The 26,284-nt window shown below is 32.3% G+C and carries 30 protein-coding genes; 29 read left to right on the top strand and 1 reads right to left on the bottom strand.

Translation table 11 applies throughout. The features are described 5' to 3' along the window. Positions 1-3 precede the first annotated feature (3 nt). The 14 genes from Q3V94_RS04950 (at position 4) to Q3V94_RS04885 (ending at position 10,756) form a co-directional block, all read left to right on the top strand. Entirely contained in the window at positions 4-522 is a 519-nt protein-coding gene (locus Q3V94_RS04950) for a Na+/H+ antiporter subunit E (RefSeq protein WP_156792048.1), read from the top strand. Continuing rightward, positions 519-773, top strand: coding sequence for a monovalent cation/H+ antiporter complex subunit F (locus Q3V94_RS04945; protein WP_008908609.1), 255 nt, complete (start codon positions 519-521; stop codon positions 771-773). The genes Q3V94_RS04950 and Q3V94_RS04945 overlap by 4 nt, the downstream gene beginning before the upstream one ends. Continuing rightward, positions 770-1,111 (top strand): monovalent cation/H(+) antiporter subunit G, encoded by a 342-nt coding sequence (gene mnhG / locus Q3V94_RS04940; protein WP_008908610.1) that lies wholly within the window; start codon positions 770-772, stop codon positions 1,109-1,111. The genes Q3V94_RS04945 and mnhG overlap by 4 nt, the downstream gene beginning before the upstream one ends. Then, positions 1,104-1,355 (top strand): hydrogenase subunit MbhD domain-containing protein, encoded by a 252-nt coding sequence (locus tag Q3V94_RS04935; RefSeq protein ID WP_008908611.1) that lies wholly within the window; start codon positions 1,104-1,106, stop codon positions 1,353-1,355. The genes mnhG and Q3V94_RS04935 overlap by 8 nt, the downstream gene beginning before the upstream one ends. Beyond that, positions 1,352-1,702 (top strand): hypothetical protein, encoded by a 351-nt coding sequence (locus tag Q3V94_RS04930; RefSeq protein ID WP_008908612.1) that lies wholly within the window; start codon positions 1,352-1,354, stop codon positions 1,700-1,702. The genes Q3V94_RS04935 and Q3V94_RS04930 overlap by 4 nt, the downstream gene beginning before the upstream one ends. Beyond that, positions 1,686-2,141 (top strand): MnhB domain-containing protein, encoded by a 456-nt coding sequence (locus Q3V94_RS04925; protein WP_040306115.1) that lies wholly within the window; start codon positions 1,686-1,688, stop codon positions 2,139-2,141. Before Q3V94_RS04930 ends, Q3V94_RS04925 begins: the two co-directional genes overlap by 17 nt. A 24-nt stretch (positions 2,142-2,165) precedes the next feature. Beyond that, positions 2,166-2,507 carry a sodium:proton antiporter gene (locus Q3V94_RS04920; protein WP_156792051.1) on the top strand — a complete coding sequence of 114 codons (342 nt, stop codon included), beginning with the start codon at positions 2,166-2,168 and terminating at the stop codon, positions 2,505-2,507. Continuing rightward, a complete protein-coding gene (locus Q3V94_RS04915) occupies positions 2,507-4,396 on the top strand; it encodes a proton-conducting transporter membrane subunit (RefSeq protein WP_008908615.1) in 1,890 nt (629 codons plus the stop codon). The genes Q3V94_RS04920 and Q3V94_RS04915 overlap by 1 nt, the downstream gene beginning before the upstream one ends. Positions 4,397-4,409: 13 nt before the next feature. Then, positions 4,410-5,372, top strand: a complete 963-nt coding sequence (locus tag Q3V94_RS04910; RefSeq protein WP_008908616.1) for a respiratory chain complex I subunit 1 family protein — start codon at positions 4,410-4,412, stop codon at positions 5,370-5,372. A 6-nt stretch (positions 5,373-5,378) separates the two neighbouring features. Then, a complete protein-coding gene (locus Q3V94_RS04905) occupies positions 5,379-5,831 on the top strand; it encodes an NADH-quinone oxidoreductase subunit B family protein (protein ID WP_303525646.1) in 453 nt (150 codons plus the stop codon). After that, positions 5,828-6,268, top strand: a complete 441-nt coding sequence (locus tag Q3V94_RS04900) for a 4Fe-4S binding protein (RefSeq protein WP_008908618.1) — start codon at positions 5,828-5,830, stop codon at positions 6,266-6,268. The genes Q3V94_RS04905 and Q3V94_RS04900 overlap by 4 nt, the downstream gene beginning before the upstream one ends. Before the next feature lie 189 nt (positions 6,269-6,457). After that, positions 6,458-7,525 carry an ornithine racemase Orr gene (orr, locus tag Q3V94_RS04895; protein WP_008908619.1) on the top strand — a complete coding sequence of 356 codons (1,068 nt, stop codon included), beginning with the start codon at positions 6,458-6,460 and terminating at the stop codon, positions 7,523-7,525. A 123-nt stretch (positions 7,526-7,648) separates the two neighbouring features. Next, positions 7,649-8,326, top strand: coding sequence for a deoxyribose-phosphate aldolase (deoC, locus tag Q3V94_RS04890; RefSeq protein ID WP_008908620.1), 678 nt, complete (start codon positions 7,649-7,651; stop codon positions 8,324-8,326). 93 nt (positions 8,327-8,419) lie between these two features. Then, positions 8,420-10,756: a Lon protease family protein gene (locus Q3V94_RS04885; RefSeq protein WP_008908621.1), complete on the top strand. Its 2,337-nt coding sequence runs from the start codon at positions 8,420-8,422 to the stop codon at positions 10,754-10,756. 12 nt (positions 10,757-10,768) lie between these two features. Here the strand turns inward: Q3V94_RS04885 and ychF are convergent, their stop codons facing one another. Further along, positions 10,769-11,866 (bottom strand): redox-regulated ATPase YchF, encoded by a 1,098-nt coding sequence (ychF, locus tag Q3V94_RS04880; protein ID WP_008908622.1) that lies wholly within the window; start codon positions 11,864-11,866, stop codon positions 10,769-10,771. Between the two features lie 288 nt (positions 11,867-12,154). Here ychF and Q3V94_RS13665 point away from each other — a divergent pair, with 288 nt between their 5' ends. From Q3V94_RS13665 to ftsZ, 15 genes are all read left to right on the top strand, one after another. Beyond that, positions 12,155-12,295, top strand: a complete 141-nt coding sequence (locus Q3V94_RS13665; RefSeq protein WP_008908623.1) for a Spo0E family sporulation regulatory protein-aspartic acid phosphatase — start codon at positions 12,155-12,157, stop codon at positions 12,293-12,295. 142 nt (positions 12,296-12,437) lie between these two features. Continuing rightward, the gene (gene mraZ / locus Q3V94_RS04875) at positions 12,438-12,866 is read left to right on the top strand and encodes a division/cell wall cluster transcriptional repressor MraZ (RefSeq protein ID WP_008908624.1); all 429 of its coding nucleotides are present in this window, start codon (positions 12,438-12,440) and stop codon (positions 12,864-12,866) included. 17 nt (positions 12,867-12,883) lie between these two features. Further along, positions 12,884-13,813: a 16S rRNA (cytosine(1402)-N(4))-methyltransferase RsmH gene (rsmH, locus tag Q3V94_RS04870; protein ID WP_008908625.1), complete on the top strand. Its 930-nt coding sequence runs from the start codon at positions 12,884-12,886 to the stop codon at positions 13,811-13,813. A 28-nt stretch (positions 13,814-13,841) separates the two neighbouring features. After that, complete coding sequence (locus Q3V94_RS04865; protein WP_008908626.1) at positions 13,842-14,306, top strand: septum formation initiator family protein; 465 nt, start codon at positions 13,842-13,844, stop codon at positions 14,304-14,306. An 11-nt stretch (positions 14,307-14,317) separates the two neighbouring features. After that, on the top strand, positions 14,318-16,474 hold the full coding sequence (locus Q3V94_RS04860) for a stage V sporulation protein D (RefSeq protein WP_303525642.1): 2,157 nt from the start codon (positions 14,318-14,320) through the stop codon (positions 16,472-16,474). A 60-nt stretch (positions 16,475-16,534) separates the two neighbouring features. Next, positions 16,535-17,977, top strand: a complete 1,443-nt coding sequence (locus Q3V94_RS04855; RefSeq protein ID WP_008908628.1) for a UDP-N-acetylmuramoyl-L-alanyl-D-glutamate--2,6-diaminopimelate ligase — start codon at positions 16,535-16,537, stop codon at positions 17,975-17,977. 30 nt (positions 17,978-18,007) lie between these two features. Beyond that, complete coding sequence (gene mraY / locus Q3V94_RS04850) at positions 18,008-18,967, top strand: phospho-N-acetylmuramoyl-pentapeptide-transferase (protein ID WP_008908629.1); 960 nt, start codon at positions 18,008-18,010, stop codon at positions 18,965-18,967. Positions 18,968-18,976: 9 nt separating this feature from the next. After that, positions 18,977-20,065, top strand: coding sequence for a putative lipid II flippase FtsW (ftsW, locus tag Q3V94_RS04845; RefSeq protein ID WP_303525639.1), 1,089 nt, complete (start codon positions 18,977-18,979; stop codon positions 20,063-20,065). A gap of 15 nt (positions 20,066-20,080) precedes the next feature. After that, complete coding sequence (murG, locus tag Q3V94_RS04840) at positions 20,081-21,187, top strand: undecaprenyldiphospho-muramoylpentapeptide beta-N-acetylglucosaminyltransferase (protein ID WP_008908632.1); 1,107 nt, start codon at positions 20,081-20,083, stop codon at positions 21,185-21,187. A 2-nt stretch (positions 21,188-21,189) separates the two neighbouring features. After that, complete coding sequence (locus tag Q3V94_RS04835) at positions 21,190-21,906, top strand: cell division protein FtsQ/DivIB (RefSeq protein ID WP_008908633.1); 717 nt, start codon at positions 21,190-21,192, stop codon at positions 21,904-21,906. Between the two features lie 13 nt (positions 21,907-21,919). Beyond that, complete coding sequence (locus Q3V94_RS04830; RefSeq protein WP_008908634.1) at positions 21,920-22,627, top strand: DUF881 domain-containing protein; 708 nt, start codon at positions 21,920-21,922, stop codon at positions 22,625-22,627. A gap of 8 nt (positions 22,628-22,635) precedes the next feature. Next, positions 22,636-23,004 (top strand): small basic family protein, encoded by a 369-nt coding sequence (locus Q3V94_RS04825; protein ID WP_008908635.1) that lies wholly within the window; start codon positions 22,636-22,638, stop codon positions 23,002-23,004. After that, a complete protein-coding gene (locus Q3V94_RS04820; RefSeq protein WP_008908636.1) occupies positions 22,994-23,710 on the top strand; it encodes a DUF881 domain-containing protein in 717 nt (238 codons plus the stop codon). The genes Q3V94_RS04825 and Q3V94_RS04820 overlap by 11 nt, the downstream gene beginning before the upstream one ends. 88 nt (positions 23,711-23,798) lie before the next feature. Then, complete coding sequence (gene ftsA, locus Q3V94_RS04815) at positions 23,799-25,067, top strand: cell division protein FtsA (protein WP_008908637.1); 1,269 nt, start codon at positions 23,799-23,801, stop codon at positions 25,065-25,067. 20 nt (positions 25,068-25,087) lie between these two features. Further along, positions 25,088-26,173, top strand: coding sequence for a cell division protein FtsZ (ftsZ, locus tag Q3V94_RS04810; protein WP_008908638.1), 1,086 nt, complete (start codon positions 25,088-25,090; stop codon positions 26,171-26,173). The last annotated feature ends 111 nt before the right edge of the window (positions 26,174-26,284 follow it).

Raw genomic sequence — 26,284 nt, 5'->3', positions numbered from 1 at the left:
ATGATGAAAAATAAACCAGCTGCTGTTATTGCAACGTTTATATTATGCTTTCTAGTATGGATATTATTTACATTAACCTTTACAGCACAGGAATTAATAGCAGGTGCTATAGTCTCATTACTAGTTGCATTATTTACATCAAGTTACTTTATCCATGAAGATGCATTCCATTTATTAAAACCAAATGTGTTTATCAATTTCATAATTTATGTATTATTTATATTTCCAGTAGAACTTTGGAAGGCGAATGTAGATGTTGCAAAAAGAGCATTAAGTCCAAAACTTCCAATTAATCCTGGTATTGTTAAAGTTCCAGTTGACTTAAAATCCGAATATGGACTTGCTATGCTTGCAAATTCGATTACCTTAACACCGGGAACAATAACAATGGAAATAGTAGAAGAAAATGGACAGAATTATTACTATATCCATTGGATTGATGTTGCAAGTAAGAATAGCAAAGAAGCTGGTGATATGATTAAAGGAAAATTAGAAAACTGGATAAGGAGGATTTGGAAGTGATAGAGTTTGTTTATGTTGGGATATTTTATGTTATACTAGCATTAATGCTTTTATATAGGGTTTTAAAAGGACCTAGTGTTGTAGATCGAGCTGTTGCAGCTGATAGCATTGATATTTTAACTGCCATTGCTTTAATTGTTTTTTCGATTTATAGCAATAGAAGCATTTATCTTGATATTGCGCTTGTTTTAGCAATTTTAGGTTTCTTGGGGACTGTCCTTATAGCAAGATATTTGGAGGGAAGACTATGATAGTTAGGATAATAATTGATTTGTTTTTAATATTAGGTTGCTTTTTTGCTTTTGCAGGAGCAGTTGGTCTTCTTAGAATGCCAGATTCCTTTACTAGGATGCAATCAAGTACTAACATTGCAACCTTTGGAGTTCTTTGGACGGTTTTAGGTGTAGCTGTATATGCCTTTTCAAATCAAAATTTTGTTTTTGGAATCAAAACGGTCATGATAGGAATTTTTATAGTTCTTACGAGTGCAGTTGCGGGACATGCCATTCTAAAGGGAGGATATAAACATGGCATAAGACCGGAGAATTTAGTGGTTGATGAGTATAGGAGGGATAATCCTAATGAATAGTATAGTTATATTAAATACACTGGTTATAATTGCAATTATAGTTTCTGCAATTTTGACTGTAAAATTTGATAACCTTTTATCATCAATAATAGCTTTAGCAGTTACAGGATCCTTTGTAGCATTAGAGTTTATATTGCTACATGCACCCGACGTTGCAATAGCAGAAGCTGCTGTTGGAGCGGTCTTATCACCTGTGATATTTATTATAACCCTCAAAAAAGTAAAGGAGGGCAAGGAAAGATGAAAAGATTTGCTATAGCTTTTTCGTTGGTGGTTTTCTTGTTAATGGGATGTTATGCAATGTATTATTCATCTACATTAGATAGAACTTATAGTGGAACAAAACTTTCTGAGGTTTTAAAGAATGAACAAAATTACGATATGAATAAACCAGATGGAGTTGCTAATATTATCGTGAGAGAAAACTTAAAAAGAACAAAGTCTGTAAATGCGGTTACTGCTGTTGTATTTGACTATAGAGGATATGACACACTTGGAGAATCCTTTATTCTTCTTACAGCAATTGCCGGTTCAGTAGTTATTTTAAAGAGCCATAAGAAGGGAAGTGACCATGATGAAGGGCAAGAATAGACAAGTAAAGGATGTTATAGTAAAAACTGCTGCTGACTTTTTTACACCGATAGCCTTGGTCCTTGGATTTTATATAATATTACATGGACATCTAAGCCCAGGGGGAGGTTTCCAAGGTGGAGTTTTAGTTGCTTCTGCGGTGGTGTTAATCTATTTAGGCTATGGATATAATGAGGTTTCGAAGAAATTTAATATGGAAATCATAAAGAAAAATGAAGCTCTTGGTGCTATATTATTTACAGTATTTGGTCTTGCCGGTATTATATATGGCTCGGTTTTCTTTGCAAATGTATTTACAAATATAGGTGATGTTGGAGACTTAATTAGTGCAGGAACAATTATGTTTATGAACAATTCAGTAGGATACAAGGTTTTAACTGGGGTTGGATTCTTGATCCTACTAATGATAGGGCTTTTAGCTCCAGATAATGATAACTAAAAGGGGTGGATAGATTTGATATTAGTGAACTATATCGCCTGCATTATATTAATAGTATTAGGTTTTTATGTAATTCTAACAAAAAAGAATATTTTAAAGATTATCATCGGTATGGGGCTTATTGATTATGGAATAAATTTATTAATAATAAGCATAGGATTCAATCCTGGGGGAACAGCACCAATATTTACTTTTACTGAACTTAAACCCGAATCCTTCTTTGTTGACCCTGTTCCACAAGCACTTACTCTTACTTCAATAGTTATAGGTGCCTGTGTTACGGCGATGGCTTTATCCTTAGTTATAAAAATAAAGGAAAAGTATGGAACCCTTGATGCAGATAAGGTAAGGAGGTTGAATGGCTAATGCAACATTTTCCTATTTTATCAATTGTTACGTTATTTTTGGGAGCCTTCCTTACGGTAATTTTTGGAAGCAAAAATGAAACTGTAAGAAAGTTTATAGCTTTAGTTGCTTCATCTATATCGTTAATTTTGGTTTTAATGCTTATAAAGCCAGTTATGATAAAGAACAATGTTATTCAATATTGGTTAGGTAATTGGAGACCCATTCATGATTGGGCTATAGGTATAGGCCTTGAGGTTGATGCACTAGGATTATTCTTCGGGATTATAGCTGTTTTAACAATCTTTTTATCAATTATATTTTCATTCAAATACACAAAAAAGGATTCTGAAACAGACAAGTATTATGTTTTATTCTTAATGCTTTCTGGTGCTGTATTAGGTCTTGTATTTACTGGTGACCTTTTCAATATGTTTGTAATGATAGAAATTATGACCTTTGCAGCAGTTGGCTTAACTGCCTTTAGAAATTATCAAGAAGGAGCATTAGAAGCAGCTTTTAAATATCTTGTTTTGGGTTCTATCGGATCATCAATGGTTTTGGCAGGGACAATTACTATTTACTCACAAGTTCATACGCTGAATATGGCTCAAATTTCTGCTTTATTGTTTAACAATCTTACTCCATCGGCACTTTTCGCCTTTGCATTACTTTTAGCAGGATTTTCATTAAAGGCATTTGTGGTTCCTTTCCATCCTGCTGCACCAGATGCGTATATGTCAGCACCTTCGTCAGTGTCAATGGCCTTTTCGGGTATGGTTAATAAGGCGGGGGTATATGCTATTATTAGATTAGTTTATGTTCTTTTTCATGCAATGGACTTTAAGTCAGTTCAAATTTTATTAATAATCATTGGGACGATTACAATGTTTATTGGTGTTACAATGGCGCTTGCACAAAATGATTTCAAACGTTTACTTGCTTTTCATAGTATTTCTCAGATAGGTTATGTTATAACAGCTGTTGGGGTTTCAACAGCATTGGGATTAACAGCAGGTTTATATCATGCTCTTAACCATACTTTATTTAAAGGTTTGTTGTTCTTAACTGCTGGTGCAATATTTTATGCAACTGGAACAACTGATTTAAATAAACTTGGCGGCTTAGCAAGAAAAATGCCACAGACAGCAGCAATATTTTTAATTGGTGCCTTCTCAATCAGTGGTTTACCACCATTCAACGGATTTGTTTCCAAATGGCTTGTTTACCAAGCTACATTCCAGGCTAATCTTGCACCAGTTACTATAATAGCACTTTTAGTAAGTGTAATGACTTTAGCTTCATTTATAAAGGTTGCACAGTCAATATTCTTTGGACAAATGCCAAAGGAATTTGAAAACGTTAAAGAGGTTCCATTATCAATGAGAATTCCAATGTGGATTATGGCTATCCTTTGTGTAATAACAGGGGTTTTACCAAATATAGTGACAAAATATTTAGTATCGCCGGCAGTTACTGCGGCTCTAAATATAGGCAAATATATTGATCTTATGATGGGGAATGGATATTCAGAAAAAATATTAGGTAAACCAATTGAAATTCCTGCTGTTGATTTTACTCTTGCAGGTTATTGGGATCCTATTGCATGGCTTGTTCTGTTTGCCTTGCTATTGATAGCAGTAACCATAGTTGCAGTAGCAGGAGGATTTAATGCAGTTTCTCTTCCTACAGAAGTTGATGATCCAAAATATGATGTATTCTTTAGTGGGGAAGCAAGTGAGCATTCTCACGTTAAGGGAAATGACCTTTTCTGGGGATTAAAACATGATTTAAGACACTATTTTGGGTTTATGCATGATGCACATAGTGGGATAATTAATGACTATGCATTGTGGGCTATCTTTACAACAACAATATTTATAGTATATATTTTCTTACTTGTTCCATAAGGAGGGACTGGATTTGGTAGTTTTAAAGTATTTGTTTAATGTTTTAGTTTTTCCAGGTTTATTGTTCTCAGCATTGGTTGGTTTACTTTTATCAGGTTTAGATAGAAAAGTTGTTGCTAGAATGCAAAAGAGAATTGGACCACCAATAATTCAGCCAATTTATGATTTTTTTAAGCTTTTAGGTAAAGAAACAATTGTCCCAAGAGCAGCATCAAGAAGAACATTTTTATACGCACCAGTTATTGGACTTTTGGCGTTAGTAACTGTGACACTCTTTATCCCTATTTATAAATATACTGCAATTTCAACAGTTGCAGATATAATAGTTATTTTATATCTTTTAACAATCCCTGCAGTTGCCTTAATTATGGGTGGAGCAGCATCGGGTTCACCATATGCCGGCGTTGGAATTTCCAGGGAAATGGTAGCTATTATATCTTATGAACTCCCTTTAGTGATAGTTCTTCTAACTATTGGTAAACATGTAGGAATGGCTTTAAATAAGGGAGTAATAACATTTTCGCTTTCTCAAATAGTAAGTTATCAAGCAGAATTTGGACCGATGATTACTAATTGGAGGTTAATTCCAGCTGCATTGGCGTTACTTTTAATAATTCCAATTAAGGTTGGTAGCCTTCCTTTTGATATTGCAGAGGCGGAAATTGAAATTTGTGAAGGACCACTTGTAGAATATAGTGGTGCACCGCTTGCAATATTTAAGTTAAATCATGCAATAAAAATGTTCATAATGACTTCATTATTTGTAACATTGTTTTTAAGCGGTAAAGGAACAGGAATACTAATATTAGATATAGTATTGCAAGTTCTATTAAGTGCAGTAATAGTTGTTATTTCTATATCCACATTAAAAGCGATTACAGCAAGGCTTAAGGTAGAACAGGTTTTGAAATTCTTCTGGACTTATCCAACGGCATTAGCTTTAATTAGTTTGATACTTGTTTGGATTGGTCGTTAATAGGAGGTGTTACTTTTGTTTAAAAAGTTAATCGAAAAAAGCTTTGAAAAATCGCCTTGGTTATTTCACTTAAATACAGGATCATGTAACGGCTGTGATATAGAAATAGTTTCGGTTATAACTCCAAGGTATGATGCTGAAAGAATGGGCTTTAAGTTAACTGGTTCACCAAGACATGCAGATATAATTTTAGTTACAGGACCTATAACTTCGCAGTCAAGAGATAGGTTAATAAGAACTTTAGCCCAGGTTCCAGATCCAAAAGTTGTTGTATCAATTGGGTCTTGCCCGAGGTCTACAAATGTATTTAATGGTAGTTACTCTGTAGAAGGCCCACTAGATAAATATGTTCCAATTGATGTTTCTATAGCAGGTTGTCCTCCAAAACCAGAAGCCATAATCGATGGGCTTGCTAAAGCTATAGAGATACTCAGAGAAAAAAGGAGGGCAATGAAATGAAGTTCCCTTATTTAAAAGAAGCGATAAAATCTGTCTTTAAAAAACCAAGCACAGAAATATATCCAATAGTAAATAAAGAGGCACCGGAAGGATATAGAGGTAAAATAAATTATTATCCTGAAAAGTGTGTAAATTGTGGAATGTGTATAAGGGTTTGTGCTCCTGGTTGTATTACTAGAACTATTGAAAAGACCGAAGAGGGAGATAAAATCACCTTTAATTTTTATCAAGGTCAATGCACCTTCTGTTCTCTTTGTGCTGACTTTTGCCCAAGAGGAGCAATAGAACTTACTAAAAATTATCATCTTGCTGTTACGGATGAAAAGGATTTGTTGGTTTCAGGAACATTTATAAAAAAGCTTCCACCAAAGCCTCCTGTTCAACCACAACAACAAGTTCAAAATCAACAAAATCAAGGGGCAGCTAAAACTGAATAAGTTTAAAAAAGCCTTAAGGTTTAGCCTTAGGGCTTTTTTACTTATAGGAAGGAATTTAAACTTTGGTGAAGAATATATTTATAAAAGAATTTATTAAAAAAGTAGTGTTAAACGTTGAAAAACCTTTAAAGAAAGAGTTTGCAATATGGATATTTACTATATAAATTATAGCAATTTTGGGGGTGGGTTATGGGTTACCCAATGCTTGAAATAAACAGTAGTAAAATAAAAGAAAACACCAAACTTATTGTTGATGAATGCCACAAAAGAGGGATACAAGTTGCTGGGGTAACAAAGGTTTTTGCGGGATACGAAAGGATAGTTAGGGCAATAGTAGATGGGGGAATAGACATAATAGCAGACTCAAGAATTGAAAATTTAAAGAAATTTAAAAAATACGATCTCCCTAAAATGTTAATAAGAATTCCTATGAAAAGTCAGGCAAGAGAAATAATAAACTATTCAGATATAGCATTGGTTTCGGAATTTGATACTATTAAAGAATTACAAAAATATGCTAAAAAAGAAAACAAAAAATACAAGATAATATTAATGGTAGATGTCGGCGATTTACGGGAAGGAATATTTTATAAGGAAAAACAGGAGATATATGAAACAGTAAAAAAAATTTTAGAACTTAGCAACATTGAACTCCATGGAATTGGGACTAATTTATGCTGCTATGGTGGGGTGATTCCTACCAAAGATAATCTAACTGAGCTTGTAGGTGTCAAAAAAGATTTAGAAAATTACTTTAATATTAGAATCCCTATAATTTCGGGAGGCAACTCAGAGAATATTCAAATTATGAGGATGAATGAAATGCCAATGGAAATAAACCAATTAAGAATTGGTGTAGCATTGGCAATGGGGATAGGCTTATATGACAAGCCGATAGAGGGACTAAATACAGATACAATAAAGCTTTATGCAGAAATAGTAGAAATAAAGGTAAAGCCATCAGTTCCTATTGGAACAATTGGGATAGATGCTTTTGGAGCTAAGCCGCAATTTGAGGATAGAGGATTTAGAAAAAGAGCAATTTGTGCGTTAGGAAGGCAGGATGTTTATCCTGAGTTTTTGCAACCTATTGATGAAAAAATTAAGGTATTAGGAAGTAGTAGCGATCATCTGATAATTGATATAACTGACTCTGATAAAGAACTTAGGATAGGTGATGTAATTGAGTTTCGTGTTTTATATGGTGGTCTTCTTTCAGCTATGACATCTAAGTATGTAAAAAAGAAAGTTTTATAGTGACAAAGTTTGCTTAAATAAGTATTACTATTGTAAAACCAAAAGAAGTATGTTATTATGATAAGGCAAATAAAATACTAATCGGCTATTTATAGATGCATTACATATTTAAGGAGGGTAAATATGATTACAAAGGAATATGTAGCCTCAATCATCGACCATACAATTCTAAAGGCAGAGACTACACCAGACGATATAAAAAAGATATGCAATGAGGCAAAGGAGAATTCATTTGCATCTGTTTGTGTTAATCCTTGTTATGTTAAATTAGTTGCAGATGAATTAAAGGGATCAAATGTTAAAGTTTGCACTGTCATAGGCTTCCCATTGGGGGCAACAACTAAAGAAGTGAAAGCCTATGAAACAGAGAAGGCAATCGAAGATGGTGCTAATGAGGTTGACATGGTTATAAACATAGGTATGCTAAAGGCAGGAAATTATGATTATGTAAAGGAAGATATAAAAGCAGTTGTAGATGCAGCTAAAGGTAAGGCGTTAGTTAAGGTCATTATAGAAACATGTCTTTTAACTGATGACGAAAAGATTATGGCGTGCAAATTAGCAAAGGAAGCTGGTGCGGATTTTGTTAAAACTTCAACAGGTTTTAGCAAATGGGGAGCAAAAGCAGAGGATGTTAAGCTAATGAGGGATACAGTAGGACCAGAAATGGGAGTTAAAGCATCCGGTGGAGTTCATAGTTTTGAAGATGCTGTTAAAATGATTGAAGCGGGGGCAAATAGAATAGGAGCAAGTTCATCTTTGAAAATAATTGGCAAGTCAAAAGATGAGCAATCCTATTAATTTTAATATCCTAAAGGATTATATTTTAATCCTTTAGGATATTTTTGCTTTATTGGTGAATATTTATATAATAAGGCTATAAGGGGGGATTTAATGGCTAAGTATAAAAAGTTAAAATATGAAGACTTAGTTGTAAAGTTGGATTTTGTGCCAGATTTTAAAACAACAGAGGAAATTGCAAATTATTATGATTTAATAGGGCAGGAGAGGGCTGTTCAAGCGTTTGAGATGGGATTAAAACTTGACAAACCTTATTACAATATTTATGTATGTGGAACAAATGGGAGTGGGAGAAAAAAATTTGTTTTGGATAAGTTAAAACAAATTGCAAAGATGCAAAAAACACCGGACGATTGGTGTTATGTTTATAATTTTAATGATGCACTAAGCCCTTTAGCAATTAATTTAAAGGGTGGAACAGCAGAAGAATTTAAAAGCGATATTGAAACGATGATAGAATCTTTATTTGAAGAAGTTCCGAAGATGTTCTCAGATGAAGAGTATGAAAAACAAAGAGAAGATATAATTGATTATTATCAAAAAGAAACAATTAATATATTAGATAGACTATATGATGAGGCTAAAAGTAAGAATTTTACAGTGAAGTCTACAAAAGAAGGATTTGTTTTTATTCCTCTAATTGATAATGAAGAGATGAGCGAGATCCAGTATAATGAACTTGAGCAGTCTGAAAAGAATAAAATAGCAGAAGATGTTAAAACTTTAAAACTTTTAGCATTAGAAGTTTTAAGAAAGACCAAAATATTAAGAAAGGAAATGGCTGAAAGGCTACGCAAACTTGATGAAGAGAAATCCTTTGAGCTTATAAATGGGAAAATAAATAAGTTTATTAATAAGTATAGTTATAACGATAAAATAGTTCAATATTTAAAGGATTTACAGAATGATTTAATAAATAATATAGATGCATTTATGCAGGATGATGAAAACACTCTTGAGGATGATTACTTTAAAAAATATTATGTTAATATAATAACTTGTAATAAGGAAGAAGGAGCACCGGTTATCTATGAAGAGGATCCTGAATTTAATAATCTTATTGGAACAATCGAATATGAAAATTACAAGGGTGCTTTAGTTTCAGATTTTACGATGATTAAGCCTGGAAGTTTACACAGAGCAAATGGAGGCTACCTTGTAATAGATGCACTTCAACTATTAAGCACATATCAAGGATGGAAGGCGTTAAAGAATGCATTGAAAAATGGTTGCATTTCAATAGAGAATCTAAGAAATCAATTAGAAATAATCCCTATTGTATCTTTAAAACCAGAAAAAATACCATTAAAAATAAAAGTTGTTTTAATCGGAAGTGAATTTTTATATAGTTTGCTTTATGAGTATGATGAAGAGTTTAGGGAACTATTTAGTATTAAAGCAGAATTTGATAGTGTAATAAAAAATACTCCAGATAACGTAAACGAATTCTTAGGTTTTATAAGTTACTATTGTTCCCAGAACAATATTCCACATGTTACTTATAAAGGATTTTTAGAATTATATAAATATGCTTTAAGATTAGCAGAAAGCAAGAAATATTTTACTGCAAGAATAAGAGAAATTGCAAATATTATTGACCAATCGGCGTTAATATGTAAAGAAAGGAAAGGAAAACACATTACTGATAAAGATATTAAAGAGGCTATAGAAAAATTATATAAAAGGCATAGTCTTTATAAAGAAAGAATTTTGGAAATGTATAAAGAAGGCAAATATATTATACAATTAAACGGATATAAGATAGGAGAAATAAATGCTCTATCGGTGATTGAACTTGAAGACTTTGCCTTCGGAAAACAAAATAGAATAACTGTTACTACTTATAGAGGTAAGGGAGGAGTAATAAATATAGAAAGAGAAGTAAAAATGTCTGGTTTTATACATGATAAAGGAGTCTTAATTTTAACGGGTTATTTAGGCCAAATGTTTGGACAAAAATATCCTCTTTCCTTTAATGCCAGCATTTGCTTTGAACAATTGTATGGGGGAATAGAAGGGGATAGTGCTTCGGCAGCAGAACTTATTGCGCTAATTTCAAGTTTAGGAGATATACCGATAAAACAAAGCATAGCAATAACAGGATCTGTCAATCAAAGGGGAGAGATACAACCAGTTGGAGGAATAAATGAAAAAATAGAAGGTTTTTATGATATATGTAAATTATATGGACTTGATGGAACTCATGGGGTTATTATTCCTGCAAGCAATGTTGGAGATTTAGTATTAAAGGAGGAGATAATAGAAGCTGTTAGAAAGGGAATATTTAATATATATTCAGTTAGTAATATAGAGGAATGTTTTGAAATACTTTGCGACGAAAAAATGGTAAAGGACAAAAAAATTATGGATGTTATAAGAGAGAGGGTAGAAAATAAATTGAAAAGTTACAATGAAGGCTGCCCTAATTAGGCAGCCTTATGATTAAACGTTAAATCTAAATACTACTATATCTCCATCCTGCATAACGTATTCTTTTCCCTCTAGACGGATAAGTCCTTTTTCTCTTGCTGCAATTTCAGAGCCACATTTTATAAGATCATCATAAGCAACAACTTCCGCACGTATAAATCCCTTTTCCATATCGGAATGTATTTTTCCTGCTGCCTGAGGGGCCTTAGTTCCTTCTTTAATAGTCCAAGCTCTAACTTCCTTGGGACCAGCTGTTAAAAAGCTTATAAGGCCTAACAATTTATAACTAGCTTTTATTAGCTTATTTAATCCTGGCTCCTCAAGACCGTAGCTTGCTAAAAATTCCATCTTTTCTTCGCCTTCAAGCGTAGATATTTCTTCTTCTAATTTTGCACAAATAACTACAACTTCAGAGCCTTCATTCTTAGCATACTCTTTAACTTTTTGAACGTATTGATTTTCTACATTACCCGAGATAAGATCATCTTCAGAAATATTGCAGGCATACAATACAGGTTTTGAAGTCAATAAGAAGTATTGCTTTAACATTTCCTGCTCATCATCAGACATTTCTAATGTTCTTGCTGGTTTTCCTGATTCTAGATGAGTATATAATTTTTCCATAAATTGGAGTTCATCTTGAGCTTTTTTATCTCCTGATCTTGCTGACTTTTTTGTTTTATCCATTCGTCTTTCTAGAACTTCCATATCAGAAAATACAAGTTCGAGATTAATGGTTTCAATATCCCTTATTGGATCAATAGATCCCTCCACATGGACTATGTTTGAGTCTTCAAAGCATCTTACAACGTGGACTATTGCAGCTACTTCGCGAATGTGAGATAGAAACTTATTTCCAAGCCCTTCTCCTTTACTTGCTCCCTTTACAAGGCCTGCTATATCATAAAATTCTATTACTGCAGGAGTAACCTTTTCAGGGTTATACATCTCAGCCAACTTTTCAAGTCTTTCATCTGGAACAGCTACTACGCCAACATTGGGCTCTATTGTGCAGAAAGGGTAATTGGCACACTCAGCACCAGCTTGAGTTATAGCATTAAATAATGTGCTTTTACCCACGTTTGGCAATCCAACAATACCAAGTTTCATGATTTTTCTTCCTTTCTTTATGTTTTGTTAACGACATTGTAATTATATAATATACAAAATCATTATTCAAGTAAGTATGATTATGTAGAAATTAATAAATTCTATATAATTATTTATTTGTCATTTAGTATCACTTGATGTATTATTTTTAACAAATAAATAATAATAATGGATATGTTGACAAAAAATAGTATTTATAATAATATATAATCATCACCACTTTCCACCACAAAAAAAATCGGTGGTGATTAAAATGATTGGAAATAAAATTGAAGAGTTAAGAGATAATTGTATGAAAAGATTAATTCAAATTGTGATTATGAAACTATAGTTAAATTAAGTCAAGAATTAGACAGGCTAATTAATAGCTATTATATAGATTTTTACATTATGAAAGGTAAGGAAAATAAAAATATTATCGAGCATTAAGAGGTGCCAAAGGCACCTCTTAATTTTTTTGTAAAATATATATTTTAAATTTTTTTTAAAATATAGCAGGAAAACGAAAAATGGTATAGAATTATAAATGTAGTGGTGGAAAGTGGAGTAAAGTGGTTAACGGGGGATAGTTATGTTTATCGGAGAGTATCAACATGCCCTAGATTCAAAAAACAGAATAATTATTCCAGCAAAGTTTAGAGAAAAGCTAGGTTCAAAATTCGTTATGACAAAGGGACTAGATGGATGTTTATACGCATATCCTATGGATGAATGGGCTAAATTAGAAGAAAAATTAAAAGCCCTTCCGTTAACCAATAAGGATGCTAGGGCTTTTGTAAGATTTATATTTTCTGGTGCGGCAGAAATTGAAATCGATAAGCAGGGTAGAGCTTTAATTCCGCAAAATTTAATTGAATATGCAGGCATTATAAAGGAGATAGTAACAATAGGAGTATTAAGTAGAATTGAAATTTGGAGTAAGGAAAAGTGGAATGAATACAATGACCAAAATATCGATTATAATGAAATTGCTGAAAAAATGTCGGAGCTTGGAATTTAAAAGAAAAGGTGAAGTGTATGGAGTTTAAGCATTATTCTGTTATGTTAAATGAATGTATAGAAGGTTTAAACATAAAAAGCGATGGGATTTACGTAGATGGAACCCTAGGAGGAGCAGGACATTCTAGTGAAATATTAAAAAGATTATCAAATGGAAAGCTAATCGGTATCGACCAAGATATCGAGGCTTTAGAATACTCAAAAAGAAAACTGTCTAATTATAACAATGTGATTTTTGTTCATGATAACTTTTCAAATATAAAGTCAATATTAAATGAATTAGAAATAGATAAAGTAGATGGTGTTTTGTTAGATCTTGGAGTTTCTTCCTATCAACTTGATAATCCAGAAAGAGGATTTAGCTACATGCATAATGCTAGATTGGATATGAGGATGAATAAAGATAATTCAATAACGGCATGGGATGTTGTCAATAAATATTCTAAGGAAGAATTGACAAGGATTATTAAAGAATATGGAGAGGAAAACTTTGCATCAAAAATAGCAGATCTTATAGTTAAACGAAGAAAAGTAAAGCCAATAGATACGACCTTTGAGTTGGTCGATATAATTAAAGATGCAATTCCAGCAAGGGCAAGAAGAGAAGGTGGACATCCAGCAAAAAGGACTTTTCAAGCTATAAGAATAGAGGTGAATCAAGAATTACAAATACTAGAAAAGGCAATATATGATTGTATAGATGTCTTAAAATCAGGAGGGAGGATATGCATAATAACATTTCATTCACTTGAAGATAGAATTGTTAAAAATGTCTTTAAAGAGCGTGAAAACCCTTGTAGTTGTTCTAAAGATTTACCCTTTTGTGTTTGTGGAAAAAAACCAGAATTAAAAGTTATAACTAAAAAACCGGTTCTTCCATCGGAGAAAGAGCTTTTGGAAAATTCCCGTTCTAAAAGTGCAAAGCTTAGAATAGCAGAAAAATTATAAGTTCTAAATGAATTGAGGGGTGAATAAATTGATAATGGCAAGCAATAAAGCTTATATGAGGGGTTCTGTTGCATATAAATTAGAAGAAAAAAAGACTATAGAAGCACAGCAAGAAAGATCTAAGAAAGTTGAAAAGAAGTCTAAAAAGAACTTTGCCAAATTCGTAATAACTGTTGTTTTCATTTCTTTTATTTCCTTTGCATTATTAGTAAGATTTTTTTATATTTTAAAATTAAATGCTGAGATTAGAAGCATAAAAAAGGAAATTAAATTAATGCAAGATGAAAATGACAATTTGAGAGTTGAAATTGCAAAACTTAATAATATAAAAGATATAGATAGAATTGCTGTTCAAAAATATGGCATGATAGTTCCTCATCCAAGCGATGTTCACTATTTAGAGGTTACACCTTTAAATATAGCAGATAAAGAAGATGAAAAAACAAATAATAAAATGGCGTTTATTTATAGATTATTGGGATTAATTAATTAGGGGGTATCTATTTGACAGGGCCAAAGACTACAATTATCAATAAAAAAAGAGCAGCATGGTTATTAGTAATTATATTCTTATTACAGCTGGGTATTGTAACAAGATATGCCTACATTCAGATAATCTGGTCTCCTAAGCTTCAGAAGTGGGCAGTTGAACAATGGACACATGATATAAAGATTGACGCAAAAAGAGGCAAGATACTTGATAGAAATGGAAACCCTTTGGCTGTGAGCGGCAATGTTGAAAGGGTTGACGCTTTTATGAAGGATATATTTGATGCTGAAAAGGAGAAAAAAATAACCCGTGAAGAGATTGCTGAAAAGCTTTCTCCAATATTAGGAATAAGTAAGGAGACTATATTAGCAAAATTTAATAAGAAATTGTCAAATGGACAGCCGATTGGAAGTGTAACGATTGCAAGAAGAATAGAAAAGGAACAGGGAAATAAAATAAGGGAACTGAAATTGCCTGGGATAGTAGTTTCTGAAGATACTAAGAGATACTACCCTAATGGCAATTTTTTAGCTCATGTGCTTGGCAATACTGATATTGATGGAAATGGAAGAGCAGGGCTAGAGTATTATTATAATGATATATTAAAGGGAGTTCCGGGCAGATTTATGGGTGAGACGGATAAATTCTTTAGGGAACTTCCATATAGATTAGCTACTTATGTTCCACCTCAAAACGGTTCAGATATAGTCCTTACAATAGATGAATATATTCAATATTATACTGAAAAGGCCCTTGAAAAGGGGTTGCAGGAATATAAAGCAAAGCAAATATCAGCAATTGTAATGGATCCCAAAACTGGAGAAATTCTTGCCATGGCAAATAAACCCGATTACGATCCTAATAATCCAGTTAAGGGTTCGGTTGAAGAGGCATTGAAGCTTTGGAAAAATAGAACAGTTAATGATAGCTTTGAGCCAGGTTCGGTTTTAAAGATATTAACTGCAGCTGCTGCGATTGAAGAAGGAATTGTTAGTGAGAAGGATAGATTTGTCTGCAACGGTTCTATAAAAGTAGCTAATAGAATTATTCGTTGTTGGAGGACAAGGGGACACGGCATACAAAATTTTACAAATATACTTGAAAACTCTTGTAATGTTGGATTTGTTATTTTAGGCCAAAAACTTGGAAAAGAGAAACTACACAAATATTATTCTCTTTTTAACTTAGGGAAAAAAACAGGTATAGATTATCCAGGGGAAGCTTTAGGCCAGGTAAGGGATGTAAGTAAAGTTGGACCTGTGGAATTAGCGACAGAATCATTTGGACAAGGAATTTCAGTCACTCCAATACAATTTATAACAATATTAGGATCAATAGCAAATGACGGTAAGATGATGCAGCCACATCTTGTAAAAAGGATTGTTAAGACAGATGACGAAGGTAATACAACTGTCGTTAAGGAATTTGAGCCTAAGGTTTTAAAGCAAACAATTTCAAAGGAAACGGCCAATAAACTTCTTCTCATGCTTGAGAGCGTTGTAAAAAATGGGGCAGCAAATAAGGCTTACATTGAAGGATATAGAATAGGAGGAAAAACCGGAACAGCTCAGAAGGTAATAGATGGTAGATATGCACCTGGAAAATATATTTCATCCTTTGCTGCAATTGCTCCGATAGATGATCCAAAGGTTGTTATATTTTTGTCTATCGATGAGCCTGATCCTTCAAATTATTATGCAGGAAGCACAGCTGCACCACTTGCAAGGGAGATACTTGAAGATGTTTTAAGATACATGAATGTTCAGCCTAATATTTCTTCAACGAATATTCCCAAGGAAGTGATGATACCTGAAGTTAGAGGAAAATCCATAGAACTAGCTATTAAAACTTTGAAGGAATTAAAATTAGACTATGAAACTCAAGGAAATGGGACAATTATATATGATATAAGTCCTAAACCTGGTATAATAGTAAAGGAAAATACAAAAATAGCTTTATATCTTGGAACATCAGAAAATAAAAACTTAAGAGTAGCTGTTCCAGATTTTACTGGAAAAACTAAAAAGGAAATAATAGAGATTGCAGAAAAGATTGGATTAAAGGTTGAATTTTTAGGAGATGGAATTGCTGCCTCACAAGATATTTCACCAAATACTGAAGTTAATAAAGGAACTATAGTTAAAATAATATTAGAGGTTCCAGAAGATTAATAGGAAGTCAATGCCTTATGGCATGACTTCGTTTTTAATTTGATAAAGGGAGGTAAGAATATGAGATTAAGTGAATTAATATCGGGAATAGATAGTTGTATTTTTGTGGGAAATGATGTTGACATAAAACATATTACTTATAATAGTAAGGATGTCACTGAGGGATCTTTGTTCATTTGCATAGAAGGTTTTAAAGTTGATGGACATCATTTTGCACAGGAGGCTGTGGATAGGGGAGCTAAAGCCCTTATTATAAGTAAAGATATAAATATCTTTGGCGATGTAACCTTAGTAAAGGTTAAAGATACGAGAAAAGCCATGGCCATTATATCATCAAATTTTTATAAAAAACCTGCTGAAAAAATAAAAATTGTAGGTATTACTGGAACAAATGGAAAAACCACATCAACTTTCATGATGAAAAGTATACTAGAGTCTTACGGCCAAAAAATAGGATTAATAGGAACTATTTATAATATAATTGGAGATAAAATAATAGAAGCTAAGAGAACGACTCCAGAATCATTAGATTTGCAATGTTTATTTAAAGAAATGGTTGATAATAATTGCGCTTATTGTGTTATGGAGGTTTCATCACATTCTTTGGAACTAGAAAGGGTATATGGAGTGGACTTTGAGGCAGGAATCTTTACAAATCTAACTCAAGATCATTTAGATTTTCATAAAACAATGGAAAATTATTTTAAAGCCAAACTAAAACTTTTTGAAAGGGCAAAAAATGCTATAATAAATATAGATGATGATTATGGAAAAGAAGCTTTAAGATATGTAAAAGGGAACATATTAAAATATGGTATTGATAGTGTTGCTGATGTTTATGCTAAAGATATAACAATGTCAGATGAAGGGACAAAATTTAAGTTATGCTATGAATCAAATGAAATTGAAGTTAATCTGCATTTGCCAGGGAAATATAATGTTTATAATGCATTAGGTTGTGCAGCTGCAGCATTGTCTTTAGGAATTGATATAAATACTATCAAAAAAGGTCTCGAAGCTTTAAAATCAGTTCCAGGTAGAAGTGAAAGAATTAAGGCAAAACAGGGATTTACTGTTATAATTGACTATGCACATACTCCGGATGGCATTGAAAATATTTTAAAGGCAACAAGGGAATATACAAAAGGAAGGCTAATTATTTTATTTGGAGCTGGTGGAGATAGAGATAAAACTAAAAGACCTTTGATGGGAAAAGCTGCGGGAACTTTTGCTGATTATTGTATTATTACTTCAGATAATCCTCGAAATGAAGAGCCAGAGCAAATAATACAAGATATAATTCCAGGTGTTGAAAAAACAGGGTGTCCTTATAAGATCATAGTTGATAGAAAAGAAGCAATTAAGTATGCTTTGATGAATGCAAAGAAGGATGATGTCATTGTTATAGCTGGAAAAGGTCATGAAACATATCAAATATTAAAGGATAAAACGGTTCACTTTGATGAAAAGGAGATAGTTAATGAATTATTACAGGAAATTTAACGAAAGATCTTAAAGGAAGAGGGGAAAAGAATGCAGATAACAATATTGGCTACGATAATTTCCTTTATAATTTCGCTTCTATTAGGTCCTGTTATAATACCTGCCCTAAGAAAATTCAAATTTGGACAAAGTATTAGGGAGGAGGGCCCCAAAAGCCATCTTAAAAAAGCGGGAACTCCTACAATGGGGGGAATAATTTTTATTCTAAGCCTAATTCTAACTGTTTTAGCTATAACAAATAAATTTTCCGGCGCTTTGTTTATTGCTCTTTTAACGACCGTCGGATATGGATTTATTGGATTGCTTGATGACAGCATTAAGATTATAAGAAAAAGAAATTTGGGACTTAGGGCATATCAAAAATTATTAGGACAAATTTTATTAGCTTTGATTTTATCTTATTATGCTTTTACAAATCCACAGATAGGAAGTAAAGTTCATATTCCATTTACAAATCTCTTTATTGATTTGGGATATTGGTATATTCCTTTTATGGTTTTTGTTATAGTTGGGACAACAAATGCAGTTAATTTAACTGATGGTTTGGATGGACTAGCCGCATCGGTAACCTTGATTGTAAGCGTATTTTTTTCAGTAATAACTTATGGATTAGGCCAAAAGGATTTATCTGTATTTTGTGGTGCATTGGCAGGGAGCCTACTTGGTTTTCTAAAGTTTAATGCATACCCTGCAGAAGTATTTATGGGAGATACAGGATCCTTAGCATTGGGTGGTGCAATATCTGCCCTTGCTGTTTTGCTCAGAATGCCCTTTATAATAGTAATAGTTGGTGGAATCTATGTTATTGAAACGTTATCTGTAATTCTTCAAGTTATTTCATTTAAATTGACTGGCAAAAGAATATTTAAAATGGCTCCTTTACATCATCACTTTGAACAAAAAGGCGAGCATGAAACAAAGATAGTGGCATGGTTTGTGATTTTTACTGCTATTTTATGTTTAATAGGTTTTTTAGCAATTAGTATTTAGGAGGTTTATATGAATAAAAAACAGCCCTTTGACTATGTTTTGTTTGGTGTTATACTGATTTTGCTTGCTATAGGTATAAATATGGTATTTAGTGCCAGCATGTATATCGATAAGGAACTATATAATGATGGATTTTATCATTTGAGGAAACAGGCTATATGGGCATCCTTAGGAATTGGTGCTATGTATTTTACATCTAAAATTGATTATAAAATATACAAAAACCGTAAATTAATAGCATTAGGCATGCTTATAACAATATTTTTGTTAGTTGTGGTTTTGCTTTTACCTCCTATAAAAGGTGCAAGGAGATGGATTGGGTTTGGAAACCTTGGAATTCAGCCATCAGAACTTGCTAAAATAATTTTAGTTATTTATTTGTCGGATAATCTTTCAAGAAAGGGAGAGAAGGTTAAGACATTTTTACAAGGTGTATTGCCAGTTCTTATAGTGTCTGGAATTTTTGCTGGACTTATAATTGCTGAGCCCAATATGAGCACATCTGTAATTGTTATGGCAACTGCATTTTCTATGCTGTTTGTTGCCGGTGCAAAAGTTAGTCAATTAAGTGTAATCTTAATTTTAGGGGCAGTGGTGGCCTTTTTTGCAATGAAAAGTGCAGATTATAGATGGAGAAGATTCACAGCTTTCCTTAATCCTTGGGCTGATCCCCTTGGCGATGGTTATCAAGCTATACAATCTTTATATGCATTAGGAGCAGGTGGATTTTTCGGCGTGGGTTTTGGACAGTCAAGACAAAAAAATTATTATATACCTGAAGCTCAAAACGATTTTATTTTTGCAATTATTGGTGAAGAGTTTGGATTCATTGGAGTATTTTTTATTATTTTGTTATTTACAATTTTAATATGGAGAGGGATTAGAATTGCAATAAATTGTAAAGATAGATTTGGAATGCTTTTGGCAGCAGGAATAACGAGTTTAATAGCAATTCAATCAAGTATAAATTTACTAGTTGTATCATCTTCAATGCCTGTAACCGGCGTAACATTGCCACTTATTAGTTATGGAGGCTCTTCTTTATTGTTTACGTTGATATCTCTAGGTATTCTTCTAAATATTTCGAGGGATTTGTAGAATGGAGTGATTAAGGTGCGAGTTCTAATTTCAGGTGGCGGAACGGGTGGCCATATTTACCCTGGTGTTGCAATAGCAAAAAAGATATTACAAAAATATCCAGATGCAAAGGTCTTATTTGTTGGAACAGAAAATGGGCTAGAAAAAAAATTAATTCCACATGAGGGATTTGAAATTCAATTTATAACGGTTGAGGGATTGAATAAAAGGCTTTCTAAAAAAACTTTATCTTCGATAAAAAAGGTATTTAAAGGATTTTTTGATGCTAATAAGATAATAAATATATTTAAACCTGATATCGTTATAGGAACTGGGGGATATGTTTGCGGTCCTGTTGTTTTAGCTGCTAGCTTAAAAGGAATCCCTACAATTATCCATGAGCAAAATGCTATCCCCGGACTTACAAATAAAATATTGTCTTATTTTGTATCAAAGATCGCTATTACTTTTTCTGAATCAGAAAGATTTTTCCCTAAAAGTAAAGTTGTTTTAACAGGAAATCCGATTAGAGAAAATATATTAAGGAAAATAGGTGAAAGCAATAAAGAAAAATGGGGAATAAATAAGGATAAACCTACAGTATTAGCTGTTGGAGGCAGTAGAGGTGCGAGTCGTTTAAATGATTTTGTTATAAATATAATTCCAAAATTAATAGAAGAAAAAATACAATTAATATTTATAACTGGAGAAAGAGAATATGAAAGGGTTATAAGAACCTTAAAAGAAAAGGGAATAAACAATTTAGAGGGAATCATTATTATTCCATATGCCTATAATATGGACGATGCTTTGACAGCCTGCGATTTAATCATTAGTAGGGCAGGAGCTACAATTATTTCTGAGATAACTGCCCTTGGAATACCTTCTATACTTATTCCATCGCCAAATGTTGCCAACAATCATCAGGAATATAATGCATTATCCCTTGAGCAGAATGGAGCTGCGATTGTTATTAAGGAGTCGCAGATTTCAGATGATGTTTTTTCACAGCAAGTTATTAGCCTTGCCAAAAATAAAGACTTATTAACTAAAATGTCTTCAAATGCTAAAAAATTTGCAAAAATAGATGCTGCTGATAAAATTTGTGAAATAATTTTAGAACTTGTTAAAAAGGATGATTAAATATGGGAAAAAACAAGAAAAAACTTATAAGATTATCTTTTTTAATTTTCTTTATAGCTGTATTTATTTTTTTATTAATAAAGTCAAGTTTTTTTAATATTAAGTCGATAAATGTTGTAGGGAATTACTTAGTTTCAAAAGAAGAAATAATTGCACTATCAGACGTTCTGGAAAAAAATATATTTTTAATATCCAAAAATAGAATAACAGAAAATATTAAAAATAACCCTTATATTGAAGAAGTAAGAATAAAACGTAAGTTGCCTGCCACATTGGAAATTACTATAGAAGAAAAGAAAATTAAAGGGGTGCTTAAGTTAAATAATTCCTTTGTTAATATAGATAATGAAGGTAGAATGGTCCAAGCACTCGATACATTTCCACATGATAAGGTGTTTATTATTGAAGGGATCAATGTTAAGGAATATATTCCAAACGAATACGTTTCAAAGGATAAAAATGTATTAGAATCATTAAAGGAAGTATTAAAGGTTTGCGAATATACTAAAGAGCTAGGAATTATTTCTGCTGATTTAAGGGACCTTGAAAACATAAAGTTTAAAACCAAAAATAATTTGGTTATTGATGTTGGTGATTGCAGTAATTTAGACTATAAATTAGGGTATGCCAGAACTATAATTAAAAGCAAGCTTGTTAATAATAAAAGTGGTGTAATAGAGATAACCTCAACTGGAATAGCTGTTTTTAAAAAACAATGAAAGGAGATCAAAGATGAACAACCGATCTTCTCAGCTATGGATAGGATTTATTTGTGTTATTTTAGGGTTTATGGTTTCGTATCAGTTAAGATATATAAAAACTCCGAGATATCAGTATACGACAAGGCAGTTTGAAAACCTTGTAAAAGAAACAGAGGACCTAAAAAAACAAAGAGATGAATTATTAATAAAAACACAAGAGCTACAAATGAAAATTGATGAAATTGAAAAATCCGTAGCAAGCTCAAATAAAGTTGCTAGCCAAATGAAGGAGGAGCTTGATCAATTAAGGTTACTATCGGGATTAACAGATGTTGAAGGACCAGGAATTGAAATAACAATAACTCCAGTAAACGATCTTTCAAACAAACAGGCGTCGCAGGTTTATTATAAGGATTTAATTGACATTGTGAATGAACTTAATTCAGCTGGTGCGGAAGCTATATCAATAAATGATGAAAGGTTTGTAGGAAGAACTCAGATAAGACAGGCAGGGCTATCGATAAAGATAAATGACAGCAAATTTGATCCAACTCAACCCTTTGTTATTAAAGCAATAGGGGATCCTGCAATATTAGAAGGAGCTTTTAAAATGCCAGATAGTATAATTGAGATTCTTAAAAAAATTGGTGGATTTGAAATTAAAATTGTAAGATCGGATAAAATAAAAATTTTAAAGTATAATAAAAATCTTGAATATAAATATATTCAAAGGAAGTAGGTGATAAATTGATCCCATTAATTGGATTGATAATTGGTATTATTTTAGGGATGTTTCTAAAGGTAGATATTCCAGCTGCATATTCAACTTATGTTCCTGTAGCTATTCTTGCTGCTTTAGACTCTGTATTTGGAGGCTTTAGGGCATCTTTAGAAGGTAAATTTCAATCAGATATATTTATTTCAGGATTTTTTGGTAATGTAATTATAGCAGCTCTTCTTGCATATTTAGGAGATAGATTAAATGTCCCAATTTATCTTGCTGCAGTATTTGTATTTGGAAGCAGGTTATTTAATAACTTTGCAATTATAAGAAGGCAAATAATTGACATGGCTAAGGAAGGGAAACATGTAAGGAGGAAAAATGATGAGGCTTAATGTTAAAAATATTTTCCTTCTTACATTAGGAGTGTTGTGCGGAATTATTTTAACTTCTTTTATTTTAACGAATCCATTTAAACCTACACTAATTTTAACTTATAAGGAGTTTCAGAGAAAAAACTTAGAACTAAACCAGTTAAAGAATCAAATAAGCATCTTAAATAAAGATATTGAAAATATGCAACAAAAGTTAATAGAATATCAAAATAGCAGTAGAATCACTCAAAATGTATTGATGACAATGAAAAATGAATTAGATGATGTTAGACTGTTTTCAGGTTTTTGTGATGTTGAGGGGCCAGGAGTTAGGATTATTATTGATGATAATAGAAACTACGATATATCTGATGACAATATATTGGATTATATTACACACAATAGTGATATTTTATATGTTATATATGATTTGAAGAATGCTGGTGCTGAAGCTATCTCAGTTAATGGCCAGAGAATAATTTCAACCTCTGAAGTTACTTGTGAGGGCCCAATTATTAAAATAAATAATCAATATATTGTTCCACCCTTTGAAATTTTAGCTATCGGCGATCCGGATGCTCTTTATTTTGCGATGACTATGCCAGATAGCAAAATAAAGGAATTACAATTTCGCCAGTTGTATGTTAGAATAGTAAAAGAAAAAAGTATAAAAATATCAGGTTACAATAGGAAGACTGTTCCAAAATACATTAAAATTTCTAAATAATTTTTATGCTGAATAAAAAGGAAATTAATGATTTGTGTTGAATTTATATAAATAGACATAAAACGAGATTTAAGGAGGTCATTAATGAATGAACAATGTAGTAGTCTCACTTGACATTGGTTCTTCGAAGGTAAGCGTAGTTATTGCAGAAATAAATAAAAAACAATTTAATGTAATAGGTGTTGGAACCTCCGAATGCAAGGGTGTCAAGAAAGGAGTAATAGTTGATATAGATGCAACAGTAGAAGCCATTAAAACTGCTGTTGAGATGGCAGAACAGATGTCGAATATTAAAATAAAATCGGCTTTTGTTAATATTAAAGGAGGTTACACGACATTAATAGATAATAGAGGAGTTATAGCTGTTTCAAGGGAGGATAAGGAAATAACAAATGAAGATGTTGCAAGGGTAATACAAGCAGCTAAAGTTGTTGCTCTTCCACCTGATAAGGAAATTATAGACATAATACCTCAACAATATATAGTAGATGGATATGATGAAATAAGGGATCCAGTTGGTATGGTTGGAGTAAGACTTGAAGTTGATGCAAAATTAGTTGCTGCATCTATGACTAATGTTCAAAACATAATTAGAACAGTTCAAAAAGCAGGTTTAAATGTTGATGGCATTGTATTGGAACCATTAGCAACTTCGACGATAGTCCTAAATGATGATGAAAGAGAACTTGGAGTAGCTTTAGTAGATGTTGGTGCAGAAACAATGGATATTTCAGTTTTTAGAAATAAAACCTTAGTATTTTCCAAACTTATTCCAGTTGGAGGAAATCATATAACTAGCGATATTTCTTTGATATGCAAAATTACCTTTAGCGATGCTGAAAAAATAAAAAGACAATACGGAGCTGCTTCAACAAAATTAGTGAAAAGTGATGATATTATTAAGATAAGTAACGTGGCAGGTAAAGGTGAAAAGGAAATCCAAGTAATAAATGTAGTAGAGATTATGGAAGCCCGCATTCAAGAGATGTTATATTTGATAAAAAGTGAATTAGAGAAAAATAATTTGCTAAATCATCTTGGTGCTGGTATTGTAATTACGGGTGGAGGATTATTTAATATTAAGGGTATTCAAGATTATGCTCAAGACTTTTTTGATATCCCTGTTAGATTTGGATATCCTAATTATATAGGGGTAGCAAATCCTACATATTCAGCTTCTGCAGGAATAGCGATGTATGTATTAAAACAAAAGAAAAACAGCACAATTCATGTTGATTCTAAAAAAATAAATAGAGTATTAGAAGAGAATGAAGAAAGTTCTTCAATTGATGAAACAGAAGAAAACAAAACAAATTGGATTGAAAAGGTAAAGGAATTTTTTGCAGATTTCTTTTAATTAACAAAGGGGGTATTATTGTGCTAGATTTTGAATTCAACGTAGATGCCGGTGCTCAAATAAAAGTTGTAGGAGTAGGTGGTGGTGGAAACAACGCAGTAAATAGGATGATTGAATTTGGATTAAAGGGTGTAGAGTTTATTTCAATTAATACTGATAGACAAGCTCTTAATTATTCTAAAGCAACAACAAAAATTCAGATTGGCGATAAATTAACAAAGGGATTAGGTGCAGGGGCAAATCCTGAAATTGGCCAAAAAGCAGCTGAGGAAAGCATAGAGCAAATAACTCAAGCTCTAAAGGGTGCTGATCTAATTTTCATTACTGCTGGTATGGGTGGTGGAACAGGAACAGGTGCAGCACCTGTAGTTGCTGAGATTGCAAAGGAATTGGGGATATTAACAGTTGGAGTTGTTACAAAGCCATTTATATTCGAAGGAAGACAAAGAATGCTTAACGCTGAAAAAGGAATTATGAAGTTAAAGGAAAAGGTTGACACATTAGTTACGATTCCAAATGATAGATTACTACAGGTTGTTGATAAAAAGACACCAATGACTGAAGCCTTCAAGATAGCAGATGATATTTTAAGACAAGGGGTTCAGGGTATATCGGATTTAATAACTGTTCCTGGTTTAATAAACTTAGACTTTGCTGATGTCAAAACTATAATGCTTAACAAAGGATTAGCTCATATGGGAATCGGTAGAGCTTCTGGAGAAGGAAGGGCAATTGAAGCTGCAAAACAAGCTATATCAAGTCCATTGTTGGAGACAACAATAAATGGAGCAACTGGAGTATTATTAAATATTACTGGGGGCTCTAACTTAACTATGTTTGAAGTAGCAGAAGCTGCTGATCAAGTAAGACAAGCTGCGGATCCTGATGCGAATATAATATTTGGGGCTGTAATAGATGATACTTTAGGAGATGAAATAAGAATAACGGTTATTGCAACTGGATTCGAAGAACACACAAGATTAAGCAACAAAGAAGTGGCAGCAGATAAACAAGAAAATTCACCTTTAAAAATTAAAATGGATATTGATATAAATGATGAAGATCTCGATTTGCCACCCTTTATTAGAAATCAGAAAAGAAGGTAAACAGTGCTAACAATAACGGTATTAACTTATGGTTAATACCGTTATTTATTTTGTAAAAAAAACAAAATAAAGTAAAAAAAGTAATAATTTGACGAGAAATTGTGTATTTAT

The sequence above is a fragment of the Caloramator sp. CAR-1 genome, from assembly GCF_030546345.1.
GTDB lineage: Bacteria > Bacillota > Clostridia > Clostridiales > Caloramatoraceae > Caloramator > Caloramator australicus.
Note: the sequence above shows the minus strand (reverse complement) of the source record. Positions and strands in the feature narration are given on the sequence as shown.